12 protein-coding genes are annotated in these 14,578 nt (G+C 64.5%); 7 read left to right on the forward strand and 5 right to left on the reverse strand.

The features are described 5' to 3' along the window. Positions 1-229: 229 nt before the first annotated feature. From FME97_RS09410 to FME97_RS09420, 3 genes are all read right to left on the reverse strand, one after another. Positions 230-2,059 carry an ABC transporter ATP-binding protein gene (locus tag FME97_RS09410; protein ID WP_141429281.1) on the reverse strand — a complete coding sequence of 610 codons (1,830 nt, stop codon included), beginning with the start codon at positions 2,057-2,059 and terminating at the stop codon, positions 230-232. A gap of 219 nt (positions 2,060-2,278) precedes the next feature. Then, complete coding sequence (gene rnhA / locus FME97_RS09415; RefSeq protein ID WP_141429283.1) at positions 2,279-2,743, reverse strand: ribonuclease HI; 465 nt, start codon at positions 2,741-2,743, stop codon at positions 2,279-2,281. A gap of 153 nt (positions 2,744-2,896) precedes the next feature. Next, entirely contained in the window at positions 2,897-5,524 is a 2,628-nt protein-coding gene (locus FME97_RS09420; protein WP_141429285.1) for a valine--tRNA ligase, read from the reverse strand. A 116-nt stretch (positions 5,525-5,640) separates the two neighbouring features. Here FME97_RS09420 and lon point away from each other — a divergent pair, with 116 nt between their 5' ends. The 7 genes from lon to FME97_RS09455 all read left to right on the forward strand — a co-directional run bounded on the left by lon (position 5,641) and on the right by FME97_RS09455 (position 13,687). Beyond that, a complete protein-coding gene (lon, locus tag FME97_RS09425; RefSeq protein ID WP_141429287.1) occupies positions 5,641-8,070 on the forward strand; it encodes an endopeptidase La in 2,430 nt (809 codons plus the stop codon). 25 nt (positions 8,071-8,095) lie between these two features. Next, entirely contained in the window at positions 8,096-8,608 is a 513-nt protein-coding gene (locus FME97_RS09430) for a GNAT family N-acetyltransferase (RefSeq protein WP_141429289.1), read from the forward strand. Beyond that, the gene (locus tag FME97_RS09435; RefSeq protein WP_141429290.1) at positions 8,605-8,988 is read left to right on the forward strand and encodes an MmcQ/YjbR family DNA-binding protein; all 384 of its coding nucleotides are present in this window, start codon (positions 8,605-8,607) and stop codon (positions 8,986-8,988) included. Before FME97_RS09430 ends, FME97_RS09435 begins: the two co-directional genes overlap by 4 nt. Further along, on the forward strand, positions 8,985-9,737 hold the full coding sequence (gene kdsB, locus FME97_RS09440) for a 3-deoxy-manno-octulosonate cytidylyltransferase (protein ID WP_141429293.1): 753 nt from the start codon (positions 8,985-8,987) through the stop codon (positions 9,735-9,737). The genes FME97_RS09435 and kdsB overlap by 4 nt, the downstream gene beginning before the upstream one ends. An 87-nt stretch (positions 9,738-9,824) precedes the next feature. Further along, positions 9,825-10,580 (forward strand): 3-deoxy-8-phosphooctulonate synthase, encoded by a 756-nt coding sequence (gene kdsA, locus FME97_RS09445; protein ID WP_141429294.1) that lies wholly within the window; start codon positions 9,825-9,827, stop codon positions 10,578-10,580. Then, positions 10,577-11,542 (forward strand): KpsF/GutQ family sugar-phosphate isomerase, encoded by a 966-nt coding sequence (locus FME97_RS09450; protein WP_141429297.1) that lies wholly within the window; start codon positions 10,577-10,579, stop codon positions 11,540-11,542. Before kdsA ends, FME97_RS09450 begins: the two co-directional genes overlap by 4 nt. Positions 11,543-11,698: 156 nt before the next feature. Continuing rightward, the gene (locus FME97_RS09455; RefSeq protein ID WP_141429299.1) at positions 11,699-13,687 is read left to right on the forward strand and encodes a glycoside hydrolase family 97 protein; all 1,989 of its coding nucleotides are present in this window, start codon (positions 11,699-11,701) and stop codon (positions 13,685-13,687) included. Positions 13,688-13,849: 162 nt separating this feature from the next. On the opposite strand, the gene FME97_RS09460 is transcribed toward FME97_RS09455, so the two are convergent. Together FME97_RS09460 and FME97_RS09465 are read right to left on the reverse strand one after the other, a co-directional pair. After that, positions 13,850-14,050, reverse strand: a complete 201-nt coding sequence (locus FME97_RS09460) for a helix-turn-helix transcriptional regulator (protein WP_141429301.1) — start codon at positions 14,048-14,050, stop codon at positions 13,850-13,852. Next, positions 14,040-14,486 (reverse strand): hypothetical protein, encoded by a 447-nt coding sequence (locus FME97_RS09465; RefSeq protein ID WP_141429302.1) that lies wholly within the window; start codon positions 14,484-14,486, stop codon positions 14,040-14,042. The genes FME97_RS09460 and FME97_RS09465 overlap by 11 nt, the downstream gene beginning before the upstream one ends. Positions 14,487-14,578 lie beyond the last annotated feature (92 nt).

The following is a 14,578-nucleotide window of genomic DNA, read 5'->3' on the forward strand; positions in this document are numbered from 1 at the left end:
TTTCTGACAACTGGCAAAGATATAAAAAAGATTTGAAAAGCCCGCAATCTTCCCGCGATTCCCGTGACGGGGCCGCAGCCGGAGCTTTCCGGGGATGCCTGCGGCGGATGCGCGCCCTTCCGGGGCCGCCGTCCGGCTTCGGGGGACGACGGACGGAACCGGGGCCGTCGTCCGGCCTTTGCCGGTTTTGTCCGGCTTTCGCTCTTCGGTGCGGGACGGGCGGGCGCCGTCAGTCGAACGACTGCATTTCGATCAGTTTGGCGTAGATGCCGCCGCGGGCCATCAGTTCGTTGTGCGTGCCCTGTTCGGCGATGCGTCCGTGATCCACGACGATGATCTTGTCGGCGTTGTGGATCGTCGAGAGGCGGTGCGCGATGACCACCGACGTCCGCCCTTCGAGCAGCTTGTTGAGGGCCTCCTGCACGAGCTTCTCGCTTTCGGTGTCGAGTGCCGAGGTGGCCTCGTCGAGGATCAGGATGTCGGGATTCTTCAGCACCGCCCGGGCGATCGAGAGGCGCTGTCGCTGGCCTCCGGATAGCTTCACGCCCCGGTCGCCGATGTTCGTCGAGTAGCCTTCGGCGCATTCGCGGATGAACTGGTCGGCATTGGCGATCCGTGCCGCCTCGACGATCTCCTCGTGCGTGGCGCCGGGCTTTCCCATGGCGATGTTGCTCTCGATCGTGTCGTTGAACAGGACGGTGTCCTGCGCCACGACGCTCATGTGGGCGCGCAGGCTCTCCTGCGTGTAGTCGCGCAGCGGGATGCCGTCGATGGCGATTTCGCCCGACGTAGGGTCGTAGAAGCGGGGCAGCAGCTCGCTCAGGGTCGATTTTCCGCCGCCTGACGGACCGACGAGCGCCACGGTCTCCCCGCGGCGGATTTCGAACGAGATGCCGTCGATCACCTCGTGCTGCCCGTCGTAGGAGAAGTGCACGTCGCGGAACTCGATCTTCTCCCGCAGCCCCTTCAGCTCCCGGGCGCCGGGCCTGTCCTCGATTTCGGGCCGGGTGTCGATCACCGAGAAGATGCGCTCCCCGGCGGCGATTCCCTGGTTGATGTTGGCGAACTGGTCGATGAAGATACGCACGGGGCGCGTGATCTGGGAGAAGATGGCCACGAAGGCGATGAATCCGCCCGGGTCGAGCGATCCCTTCGTGACGAGCGACCCGCCGAAGACGAGGATCACGCCCACGGCCGTGATGCCCAGGAACTCGCTCATCGGGGAGGCGAGCTGCTGGCGGCGCGCCATCGAGAGCGTCAGGCGCGCCAGGTCGGCGCTGATCTCGAAGAATTTCCGCTTGACGTACCGCGTGGCGTTGTAGCTCTTGATGACCTTGATGCCGGCGAGCGATTCCTCGAGTGTCGAGACCATTTCGCCCATGCGGTGCTGGTTGGTGCGCGCCGGGTGGCGGAGCCGCTTGACGATCGAGCCGATGATGAGCGCCACGACCGGCAGGAAGAGGATCGAGAAGATCGACAGTTCCCACGAGATGGCCACCATCATGACGATGTACCCCACGATGAGGAACGGCTCGCGGAACGAGACTTGCAGCGTGTTGGTGATGCAGAACTGCACGACGCCTATGTCCGAGGTGATCTTCGAGATGATGTCGCCCTTGCGCTGCTCGCTGAAATAGCCGACGTTCATGTCCATCACGCGCGAAAACATTTCGTTGCGCATCCGCTGGAGCGTCCGGGCGCGCATGGTCTCGATCGTCCACGAGCCCAGGTAGCGGAACAGATTGCTCAGGAAGCTGATGACGACGGCCACGACGGCCAGCAGCAGCAGCACGTTGCGCGGATCGTAGGCATCGAACAGGTGCGAATAGGCGTAGTTGAACAGCACGTTCAGGTAGTCGCCGTCGAGGCGCAGGGGCGGCAGCTTTTCGACGTACTCGGGCGTGAACCCGTCGTCGAACATCGTGTTCAGGATCGGAATGATGAGACCGAATGTCAGGGTGTTGAACAGGGCGTAGAGCAGCGAGAAGATTCCGTAGGGAATGGCGTATCGTTTGATCGGCCGGGCGAATCCCAGCAGCCGCATGTAGGTTTTGAACATTCGGAGCGTCGGATTTGTGGTTGCGCAATAATCGGCGCAAAGATAGGAAAATAAACTCGAAAACCGAGAAAAAGGCGAAATTTCGGCGAATTGTGCCGTCGGGACGGACATCCTCCGCTCCGGCCGGATGCGCAGGCCCCGTCCGCCGGTTCCGTTCACAGCTCCCTGTCCGCGGTTCCCGTCCGGGACTCCTCCTGCCGGCGGCTCCTTTCCTTCCGGTCAGCGGCCTTCGGCCTCGTAGCCCGTGTCCTCGATCCGGTGCGCGGCGTCGTTGGCCGCGGCGACGGCCAGGAAGTCGCAGCGGTTGTTCTCCACCGTCTCGGCATGCCCCTTGACCCAGACGAAACGGACGTGGTGACGCCGGTATGCCCGCAGGAACCGCCTCCAGAGGTCGGGATTCTTCTTTCCCGCGAATCCCTTCTTCTCCCAGCCGAAGACCCACCCCTTCGTAACGGCGTCCACGACGTACTTCGAATCGGAGTAGATCACCACTTCCGATCCGTCGAACCGGAGCGCCTCGAGCGCCGCGCAGACGCCCGTGAGCTCCATGCGGTTGTTGGTCGTCAGGCGGTAACCCTGCGACAGCTCCTTGCGGTGCGGTCCTGCGAGGAGCACCGCGCCGTAGCCTCCCGGCCCGGGGTTTCCGAGGGCCGAGCCGTCCGTATAGATCGTGATCGCTGGCAAATTCTCTCGTGCTGTGCGTATGCCGTCCGCTCGCCGGTTTCCGGGACGTTCGGCGGTTTGTGTCTTGTGTCGCGGCATGCCGCCGCGTCCGCTGCGGGGGCCCGTTCCGAAGCGCCCGTCCCGAAACGGGTGCTTCGGAACGGACCGTTTTTTTCAGGCGAGCGCCTCCAGTTGTTCGCGGATCGCCGCGATCTTCGCCTCGGCGTCGGCCTGCTTGGCGCGTTCGTTGGCGACGACCTTCTCGGGCGCCGACTGCACGAAGCGCTCGTTCGAGAGCTTCTTCATCACCGATGCGAGGAATCCCTCGTAGTATTCGAGGTCGCGGCGCAGCTTCGCGCGTTCGGCCTCGGCGTCGATCCGGCCCTCCATCGGGACGAAGTACTGCGTCGTCTTGACGAGGAACGCCGCGGCCGCGGGATCCTTCTCCGCGACGGTTTCGATGGCCGAAAGGTTGGCCAGTTTCCGCATGACGGGGGCGTATTCCGCCGGGTAGTTCCCGTCGGCGATGACGTGCAGCGCGAGCGCCTCCTTCTGCGGCAGGTTCTTCTGGTTGCGGATGTTACGCACCGCCGACACGACCTCCTTCGCCAGCTCGAAGCGGGCGAGCGTCTCCGGCCGTTCGGCGCACGGCTCCGGCATCGGTGCCACGCAGATCGACTCCCCTTCGGCGCGCGGGGCGAGCGCCTGCCAGATCTCCTCCGTGACGAACGGCATGAAGGGGTGCAGCAGGCGCATCAGCGCATCGAAGTATCCCTTCGTGGCCTCCATCGTCCGCGGGTCGGTCGGCTGCCCGTAGGCGGGCTTCACCGTTTCGAGGTACAGGCCGCTGAAGTCGTCCCAGAAGAGGCGGTACGCCTCCTTGAAGGCCTCCGAGATGCGGTAGGACCGGAAATCCTCGGCGATCTGGCGCAGCGAGCGGCCCATCGCCTGGTCGAACCACTCCACGGCCAGGCGGTCGTTCTCGCTCTGCGCCGCGGCGGCGTCCGTCGTCCAGCCGTTCACCAGCCGGTAGGCGTTCCATATCTTGTTGCCGAAGTTGCGGCCCTGCTCGCAGAGCGCCTCGTCGAACATCACGTCGTTGCCCGCCGACGAGGAGATGAGCATGGCCATGCGCACGCCGTCGGCGCCGTACCGGGCGATCAGGTCCAGCGGATCGGGCGAGTTGCCCAACTGCTTGGACATCTTGCGGCCGATCTTGTCGCGCACGATGCCCGTGAAATAGACGTTTTCGAAGGGCTTCTCCTGCCGGTATTCGTAGCCGGCCATGATCATCCGCGCCACCCAGAAGAAGATGATGTCCGGGCCGGTCACCAGATCGTCGGTGGGGTAGTAGTAGCGGATTTCCCTGTTGCCGGGGTTGCGGATGCCGTCGAACACGGAGATCGGCCAGAGCCACGACGAGAACCACGTGTCGAGCACGTCTTCGTCCTGCCGGAGATCGTCCGCTTTCAGCGAGGCGTCGCCCGTTTTCGCGCGGGCCTTCTCCAGCGCCTCCTCGGCCGTCGGGGCCACCACGAAGCCGCCCTTCGGAAGGTAATAGGCCGGGATGCGCTGTCCCCACCACAACTGGCGCGAGATGCACCAGTCCTTGATGTTCTCCATCCAGTGCCGGTAGGTATTCTTGTATTTCTCGGGCACGAAGCGGATCGCGTCCTCCATGACGGCTTTCGTCGCCGGACCGGCCAGCTCGCCCATCGAGAGGAACCACTGCATCGAGAGTTTCGGCTCGATGGCCACGCCCGTGCGCTCCGAGTAGCCCACGTTGTTGGTGTACTCCTCGGTCTTTTCGAGCAGCCCCGCTACGGCGAGGTCCTTCTCGATCTGCCTGCGCACGTCGAAGCGGTCCTGACCCGCGTACATGCCCACCTTGTCGTTGATCGTGCCGTCGTCGTTGAATATGTCGATGGTCTCCAGGCCGTACTTCTCGCCCAGCATGTAGTCGTTCACGTCGTGCGCCGGGGTCACCTTCAGCGCGCCCGTGCCGAACTCGATGTCCACGTATTCGTCGCGGATCACCGGGATCGAACGGCCCACCAGCGGCACGACGACGCGTGCGTCGGCCGGCAGCCATGCGTAGCGCGGGTCGCCGGGATTGACGCACAGGGCCGTGTCGCCCAGGATCGTTTCGGGGCGTGTCGTGGCGACGACGATCGTCCGGTCCGTGCCCTCGACCTTGTAGCGCAGGTAGTAGAGCTTGCCGTGCGACTCCTTGAAGACGACCTCCTCGTCCGACAGGGCGGTCTGCGCCGCGGGGTCCCAGTTCACCATCCGCACGCCGCGGTAGATCTTCCCCTTGTCGTAGAGGTCGCAGAAGACGCGGATGACGCTCTCGGTGCGCGTCTCGTCCATCGTGAAGCACGTGCGCTCCCAGTCGCACGAGGCGCCCAGCCTGCGCAGTTGCTTGAGGATCACGCCGCCGTACTTCTCCTTCCACTCCCAGGCGTAGCGGAGGAACTCCTCGCGCGTGAGTTGCGACTTCTCGATGCCCCGTTCGCGGAGCATCGCCACGACCTTGGCCTCCGTGGCGATCGACGCGTGGTCCATGCCGGGGACCCAGCAGGCGTTCCTGCCCGACATGCGGGCGCGGCGCACCAGCACGTCCTGCAACGTGTTGTTGAGCATGTGCCCCATGTGGAGCATGCCCGTCACGTTGGGGGGCGGAATGACGATCGTATAGGGTTCGCGCTGATCGGGTTCCGAGTGGAACAGGCGGTGTCCGGTCCAGTAGTCGTACCATTTGCTCTCGATCTCGCGGGGCGAATATTTGTCTGCGATTTGCATAGTGCAACAGGGTTTTGCTTGAGTTTTCAGGATGGCAAAGTTATTAACAATCTGCCAAACTTAAAATAAAATCCGTGAAAAATCGTTACCTTTGCACCATTATATCAAAGTAAACTATGAGTAAAAAAGATAAAATCGAAACCATCGAGGCGGATGACGCGAACCTCGTGCCCGAATTGCTGGACGGAAAACACCGCGTGATCCCGATCGTGACGGGCGGCGACGAGACCGTCGAGCAGGTCGAGGTTCCGGAGATCATCCCCATTCTGACGCTGCGCTCGTCGGTGCTCTTCCCCGGCGCGATCACTCCGATCACGGTCGGGCGCGACAAGAGCATCTCGCTCGTGCGCGCCGTGAATGCCGAAGGCGGCATCCTGGGCGCCGTGCTGCAGCGCGAGAGCGAAGTCGAAGACCCCTCGCCGGACGACATGTACAAGGTCGGAACGGCGGCGCGCATCATCAAGATACTCGAAATGCCCAACGGCAACCTGACGGTGATCCTGAACGGGCTGGAAAAGATCGAGATCACGGAGTACGTCACAACGGAGCCTTACTTCAAGGCCCGCGTCGTGGCGCTGCGCGATTCGACGCCCGATCTGAAGAGCATCGAGTTTGAGGCCCTCGTGGACTCGATCCGCGACGTGGCGCTGGGGATCATCAACGTCTCGCCGACGATGCCCAAGGAGGCGGCCTTCGCCATCAAGAACATCGACTCCAAGCGCGGCATCATCAACTTCATCTGTTCGAACATGGAGCTGACCGACGAGGACCGCCAGTCGCTGCTGGAGGCTCCCGGCCTGCTGGCTCGCGCCCGCAAGCTGCTCGAGATACTGATCCGCGAACAGCAGCTCGCCGAGCTGAAGAACCAGATTCAGGAGCGCGTCAAGCAGGAGATCGACAAGCAGCAGCGCGACTACTACCTCCAGCAGCAGATGCGCACGATCCAGGACGAGCTGGGCGACGGCGCCGACGCCGACATCGAGAGGATGCGCGAGGAGGCCAAGAAGAAGAACTGGCCCAAGGAGGTGGGCGAGACCTTCGAGAAGGAGTTGCAGAAGGTCGAGCGGCTGAATCCCGCCGTGGCCGAGTATTCGGTGCAGATGACCTACCTCCAACTGCTGCTGGAGCTGCCGTGGAACGACGTGACGCAGGACAACCTCGACCTGAAGTGCGCCCGCGAACAGCTGGACCGCGACCACTTCGGGCTGGACGAGGTGAAGGAGCGCCTGCTGGAGCATCTGGCCGTCATCAAGCTCAAGGGCGACCTGAAATCCCCCATCCTCTGCCTCTACGGCCCTCCGGGCGTGGGCAAGACCTCGCTCGGAAAGTCCGTGGCCGCGGCGCTGGGCCGCAAGTTCGGCCGCATCTCGCTGGGCGGCCTGCACGACGAGTCGGAGATACGCGGACACCGCCGCACCTACATCGGCGCCATGCCGGGCCGCATCATCCAGACCATCAAGCGCTGCGGGTCGTCCAATCCGGTCATTATCCTCGACGAGGTGGACAAGGTGACGGTCTCGAACCACGGCGATCCGTCGAGCGCGCTCCTGGAGGTGCTCGACCCGGAGCAGAACACCACTTTCCACGACAACTACATCGACATGGAGTACGACCTGTCGAAGGTGCTCTTCATCGCCACGGCCAACAACGTGGGCAACATCGCCCCGGCGTTGCGCGACCGCATGGAGATGATAAACATCCCGGGTTACCTGCTCGAGGAGAAGGTGCGCATCGCCCTGGACCACCTGCTGCCCAAGCAGCGCGAGGCCCACGGCATCAAGGAGGGCGAGCTCGTGATGACTCCCGCTGTGGTCGAGCACGTCATCGCCTCCTACACGCGCGAGGCCGGCGTGCGCTCGCTCGACAAGCTGCTGGCGAAGATCGCCCGCGCCCGCGCCAAGCAGATCGCCTTCGACGAGGCGTTCGCCCCCGAGATCGGGGAGAAGGACGTGGAGCGGATTCTCGGCATGCCCAAGTTCCTCCGCGAACAGTACGAGGTGGGCGGCATGACGGGCGTCGTGACGGGCCTGGCCTGGACCGAGGTGGGCGGCGACATCCTCTATATCGAGTCGGTGCTGACGCCCGGCAAGGGCAAGGTGAGCCTCACGGGCAACCTGGGCGCCGTGATGAAGGAGTCGGCGACGATCGCCCACGAGTGGGTGATGGCCCACCACGAGGAGCTGGGCATCGACCCCGAGGCGTTCGAGAAGAACGACATCAACATCCACGTCCCCGAGGGGGCGATTCCGAAGGACGGCCCCTCGGCCGGCATCACGATGGTCACGTCGATCGTCTCGACCTATACGGGCCGCAAGGTGAAGGAGCGGATCGCCATGACGGGCGAGACGACCCTCCGCGGACGGGTGATGCCCGTGGGCGGGGTGAAGGAGAAGATTCTCGCAGCCAAGCGCGCCGGCATCACCGAGCTGATCCTCTCGGAGGAGAACCGCAAGGACATCGCCGAGATCAAGCCCGAATACGTCGAGGGCCTCACGTTCCACTACGTGCGGACCAACGACGAGGTGCTGCGTCTGGCGCTGGAGTAACACGACCGACCGAACCGTGAGCGCCATGTTCCGTATCCGTCCGGCCTTCGTGTCCGACATCCCCGCGATGCGGCTGCTGTTCCGCGAAACGGTGCTCTCCGTCAATCGGCGGGACTATACGGCCGAAGAGGTCGCCGACTGGGCGTCGTGCGGCGAGGGGGAGACGCATTGGCGGGAGCTGTTCGCCCGGCAGCGTTGCTTCGTGGCCGAGGATGCGCGAGGGAAGATGACGGGATTCGCCTCCGCGGACGGAGAGGGGTATATGCACATGCTCTTCGTCCACAAGGATTTCCAGCGGTGCGGAGTGGCCACGGCGCTCTATGCCGCCGTCGAACGGTTCGCCCGGGAGGCGGGGGCCGTGCGGATCGCGTCGGAGGTCAGCGAAACGGCCCGGGGATTCTTCGAGCGGCAGGGCTTCCGGGTGGATGCGAAGCAGCGGCGGCGGGCTGGCCGTCTGGAGCTGACGAATTACAGGATGAGCAAAGCGCTGGAGCCCTTCTGCGGTTCCGGCGAAACGGACGAACTGCATATATTATGAATATCGAAGAGTTCCGGAACTTCTGCCTCTCCCTGCCGGGTGCGCACGACGACTTTCCTTTCGGGAAGGCGTCGTCGGACTACGACCGCAATCTGCTCGTGTTTTACGTGGCGGACAAGTGGTTCTGCTTCGTGAATGCCGAGGCGTTCGATTTCTGCACGCTGCGGTGCGCCCCGGAGGAGATCGGGGCCCTGCGCGAACGCTACGAGGGCGTCGGCCCCGGGTGGCACATGGACAAGCGGCATTGGATCAGCGTGCGTTTCGACAGCGACGTGCCCGACGGCGTGCTGCTGGAGATGGTGCGCAAATCGTATGAACTCGCGGAGGCGAAGCTGACGAAACGGCAGCGGAGCGCCCTCGCGGAACGGATAGAGCCATGAAATTCATCGCAATCATCCCGGCGCGCTACGCCTCGACGCGCTTTCCCGGGAAGCCGCTGGCCCTGCTGGGCGGCAAACCCGTCATCCGGCGGGTTTACGAACAGGTAGCAGGGGTGCTGGACGACGTGGCGGTGGCCACGGACGACGAGCGCATCCGCGAGGCGGTGCTCGCCTTCGGCGGGCGGGTGGTGATGACCTCCCCCGACCATAGGAGCGGCACGGACCGCTGCCGGGAGGCTTACGACCGGATCGGCGGGGCGTTCGACGCGGTGGTGAACGTGCAGGGCGACGAGCCCTTCGTCCGCGCCTCGCAGCTCGAGACCCTGATGCGCTGCTTCGACGACCCCGGGACCGACATCGCCACGCTCGTCAGGCCCTTCGCGCCCGAAGACGGACTCGCTGCGCTGGAGAATCCCAATTCGCCGAAGGTGGTGCTCGACGCGCATTCGCGGGCGCTCTATTTCTCGCGGTCGGTGGTTCCCTACCTGCGCGGCGTGCCGCGCGAGGAGTGGCTCGCGCGGCATACGTTTTACAAGCACATCGGAATTTACGCCTTCCGTACCGAGGCGCTGCGGGCCGTGACGGCGCTGCCGCCTTCGCCGCTCGAAGGGGCCGAGTCGCTCGAACAGTTGCGCTGGCTGGAGAACGGCTTCCGGATCGGCGTGGGGGTGAGCGACGCCGAGACCGTCGGGATCGACACGCCCGGAGATCTGGTGCGCGCCGAGGCTTTTTTGAAACAGTTCGAATGACAGACCCGGCGGATCCCGCCGCCGCATCGTCCCTGCGATGCGCGGGGAGGCGATAGGGGGGGAGCCGGACAAAACATTGAAATATCCATGAATCCGAAATTCATCGCAGGACCCTGCGTCATCGAATCGGCCGAACTGCTGGACGCGGTGGCCGAGCGGCTCGTCGCGATCAACCGCCGGCTGGGGACGGAGATCGTCTTCAAGGCGTCGTTCGACAAGGCCAACCGCACCTCGATCGCCTCGTTCCGCGGCCCGGGGATCGACAGGGGGCTGCGGATGCTCGCCGACGTGCGGGCCAAATGGGGGCTGAAGCTGCTGACCGACATCCACGAGGCGTGGCAGGCCGCGCCCGTGGGCGAGGTGGTGGACGTGATCCAGATTCCGGCGTTCCTCTGCCGCCAGACCGACCTGCTCGTCGCGGCGGCGAAGACCGGCCGCACGGTGAATGTCAAGAAGGCGCAGTTCCTCTCCGGCGAGGACATGCGCTACCCCTATGAGAAGGCTGTGGAGGCGGGTGCCCGGGAGGTGTGGCTCACCGAGCGCGGCAACATCTACGGCTATAACAACCTCGTGGTCGATTTCCGCAACATCCCTGACATGCTGCGCATCGCCTCCACCGTGGTGATGGACTGCACGCATTCGGTGCAGCGTCCCGGCGCGGCGGGCGGCAAGACGGGCGGCAACCGTGAGTTCGTGCCCTCGATGGCCCTCGCGGCCCGGGCGTTCGGAGCCAACGGCTACTTCTTCGAAGTGCATCCCGATCCGGACCGCGCCCTGAGCGACGGCCCGAACATGCTGCGGCTGGACGATCTGGAAAACCTCATCAAAAAACTCATACAATGACCGATACCACCAAGGCGCAGATTCTTGCGGTGGCCCGCCGGGCCGTGCATACCGAGATGCTGGCGCTCGGACACCTCGAACAGACCCTCGGCGACGCCTTCGCCGAAGCCGTGGAGCTGATTCTCGCCGGCCGCGGCAAATGCATCGTTACGGGCATGGGCAAATCGGGCCTCATCGGGCGCAAGATCGCGGCGACGTTCGCCTCGACCGGCACGCCGAGCTTCTTCCTGCATCCGGGGGAGGCGTTCCACGGCGACCTGGGCATGATTTCGAAGGAGGACGTCATCCTGGCGCTCTCCTATTCGGGGGAGACCGACGAGATCCTGAAGATCGTCCCCTTCATCCACTCCAACGGCAACCGGCTGATCTCGATGACCGGCAACGACGATTCGGCGCTGGCCCGCAACTCCGACGTGCACCTGAACGTCGGGGTCGAGGAGGAGGCCTGCATCCTGCACCTCGCGCCGACCACCTCGACCACGGCGCAGATCGCCATGGGCGATGCGCTGGCCGTGTCGCTCATGCAGCAGCGCGGCTTCACGAGCGTCGATTTCGCGCGCCTGCATCCGGGCGGAAGCCTCGGACGGCGCCTGCTGATGACCGTGGGCAACGTCATGCGCGACCACGATCTGCCGGTCGTCTCGCCCGACTGTTCGGTGGTGGAGATGATCCACACCATTTCGAAGGGCGGACTGGGACTGATCGTCGTCTGCGAGGGCGACCGCATCGAAGGCATCGTGACCGACGGCGACGTGCGCCGCGCGATGGAGCGTCTGAAGGCCGACTTCTTCAATATCCGCGCCCGCGACATCGCCACGCCGCATCCCAAGACGATCGGCGCCGGGGAGAAGCTCATCGAGGCCGAGCGCGTGATGACGCGCAACAAGATCACCTCGCTGCTGGTGACCGGCGACGATGGCAGACTGACGGGCGTCATCCAGATTTACGACATCAAACTGTAAGTTTTTGTCTTCGCACGGCGGGAATCCGGTTCCTTTGCATTATATTTGTCGGAACCGCGGACCTGCGCTGCCGCGGCCGGTCGTTTCCGGCTGTGTGCGGATACTGATGCCGCGGCCCCGATATACCCGAGTTCTACCTAACCGAATTGTTCCCGCATGATGCAGAAACTCCTCTGGGCGGCGTTCGTCTGCTGTACGACGCTCGCCTGCACGCCGAAAACCGAGGTCTCCTCGCCCGACGGTTCGATCCGTCTGAAGTTCGCCGCGGACAGGAAGAGCGGCGAAATGCGCTATACGGTCTCGGTCGGCGACCGTCCGCTTTTCGGACCTTCGCTGCTCGGTCTGGAGGCCGCGGAGGCGGACCTCGCGCACGATTTCCGGGTGGACGGGGCCGAATACGCCTCTGTCGATGAGGAGTGGACCCAGCCGTGGGGCGAGAACAAGCGCAACCGCAGCCGCTACAACGAGATGACCGTCGCGCTGCACCGCGGCGGCGAGGTGCGCCTCACGATGCGTTTCCGCCTCTTCGACGACGGTCTGGGCTTCCGCTACGAGTACGAGGTTCCGGCGTGCGATTCGCTCGTCGTCACCGGCGAGCTGACCGAGTTCCGCTTCGCCGCGGACGGCGACACGTGGACCGTTCCCGCGGATTCGGGCGTCTGCGAGCCGCTCTGCCGTGCGATGCCTCTGCGCGACCTCGGGGACGCCGACACCCCGGCGACGTTCCGCGTCGCGGGGCTTTACGGCAGCATCCACGAAGCCGCGCTGTACGACTATCCCGAGATGACGCTCCGCTGGTGCGATTCGCTCGCCTTCCGGTGCGACCTCGCGCCGCTGCCCGACGGGACGAAGGCGCGTGTCGCGGGACGTTTCGTCACGCCGTGGCGCACCGTGCAGCTGGCTTCCGAAGCCGTGGGACTCATCAACTCCTCGCTGATCCTGAATCTGAACGAACCCTCGAAGATCGGGGACACGGAGTGGATACGGCCGATGAAGTGCATCGGTGTCCGGTGGCCGACGCCTTCGGAGTCCGACTCCCGGACGGCGGAAGAGCGGTACGATGCGGCGACCGAACAGGTCAAGCGTTACCTCGAATTCGCCGCCGACAACCGGATCGACGCCGTGCTGATCGGGCGGAGAGAAGGCCGGGAGGTGCGGGACAGCGCGCGGTGTTCCGACTGCTGCGGGCCTTACCGGGATTTCGACATCGTCGCGATCGCCGGATATGCCCGCGACCTGGGTATCGAACTGATCGGTTGCCGCGGGACGGACGACTGCGTTTCGGGATGCGGGCGGCAGCTCGATTCGGCGCTCATGCGGTACGCCGGGCTGGGCATGCACAACCTCATGACGGATTTTTCGGGGACGCTCCCCGACGGTTGCTCCCGCCGCAGCCAATACGGCGTGCGTCATTGCCGGCGGATCGTCGAGGCGGCGGCCCGGCACTGCATGACGGTCGATATGCGCGAGCCGGTCAAGGACTGCGGCATCCGCCGCACGTGGCCCAACATGATGACGCGCTCGTACGGCTGCGGGGACGCCCGGTGTGCTGGCGGTCCGCCGTCGCACGGCGTGATGCTGCCCTTCACGCGCCTGCTGGCCGGTCCGATGGGTTGTGCGTCCGGCACGTTCGATATTCTCAGCGAGTGCGCGCGCGACTCGGTGCGCTTCGGTCTCCGGGACTGCGGGGAGGAGGCCGGGATGCGCGTCAATTCGACCCTCGCCGGACAGATCGCCGACTGGGTGATTCTCTATTCGCCGTTGCAGATGGCGTCGGACAGGATCGAGCATTATGAAGGCCACCCGGCTTTCCGGTTCTTCCGCGACTTCGATCCCGACTGCGACTGGTCGCGTGCGCTGGCGGGCGAGCCGGGCGAATACGTCGTCGTCGTGCGCCGTGCCGGCGACCGGTTCTATTTCGGGGCCGCGACGAACGAGCGGCCCCGCACGCTGCATTTCGAGTTGGACTTTCTGGAGCCGGAGGTGACCTACGAGGCGGCGATTTACGCCGATGCGCCGGACGCCGACTGGCGGACCGACCCCACGGCCTGCGACGTCTCGGTACGCTACGTCACCTCGGCCGATGCGATCGACGTCGTGCTGGCGCCCGGCGGCGGACAGGCGATTTCTTTCCTGCCGCTGTGACGTTTCGCGGAATGGGGCGGGCCGCTGCGCACGGTGTGCAGGCGGTTTCGACCGGCGTGACGTATGGAAATGCGAAAAATCCGGATAAAACGCCCCTGCCGATGCGATTCGGCAGGGGCGGACGTTTCGTGTCGCCGGAGTGTGCGGTCCGGGCGATACGGATCACTCTCCCTCTTCGAGGGCGAAGATCGCCTCGACGGGTTTGCGGAAGGTCCGGGCGATCTTGAGCGCCAGCAGCGTCGAGGGGACGAACTTTCCGGTCTCGACGGCATTCACCGTCTGGCGGCTGACTCCGACCGCATCGGCCAGTTGTTGCTGGGTCATGCGCACTTCGGCGCGTTCCACGCGGATTCTATTCTTCATCGGCAGCCTCCTTTGCGTACCGCCTCAACTGCCAGCGGAAGATCAGGAGGAAGAGCAGCGGCAGGGTGAACAGGTTGTAGATCATGATGTCCAGAAATTCGGCCCCGTACGTGACGAGCGCCGCGGCGGCGACGGCCGCGCAGTTCGCGTAGAGTGCCGCGAGCAGCGCATTGAGGCGGATGCGACCGATCCCTTCGTCTTCGATCCGTTCGCGCGAGCAGGCGATGAGAAGCGTTCCGGCGAGCAGTCCGACGATGACGGCGTTGTTGCAGACCGCATCCAATGTTTCGCCCGCCTCTGCTGCACCGGGCAGCAGGAACGAGGGAAACCCGTTGAGACCGTCGAACAGCATCAGCACCCCCAGCAGGGCCGCGGGAATGAAAAGCCCCCACCCGATTTTCCGGCATCCGTGGGGAAACAACAGAATTTTGTCCATAGGATTTTGTTTTTTGCGTGTTTGCGGACCGTAGGAGGTGCGCACGACTCCCGTCCGCTTTGCAAATGTAAAGTTTATTTTACATTTATGCA

Origin of the sequence: Alistipes dispar, from assembly GCF_006542685.1 — a bacterium.
Taxonomy (GTDB): Bacteria; Bacteroidota; Bacteroidia; order Bacteroidales; family Rikenellaceae; genus Alistipes; species Alistipes dispar.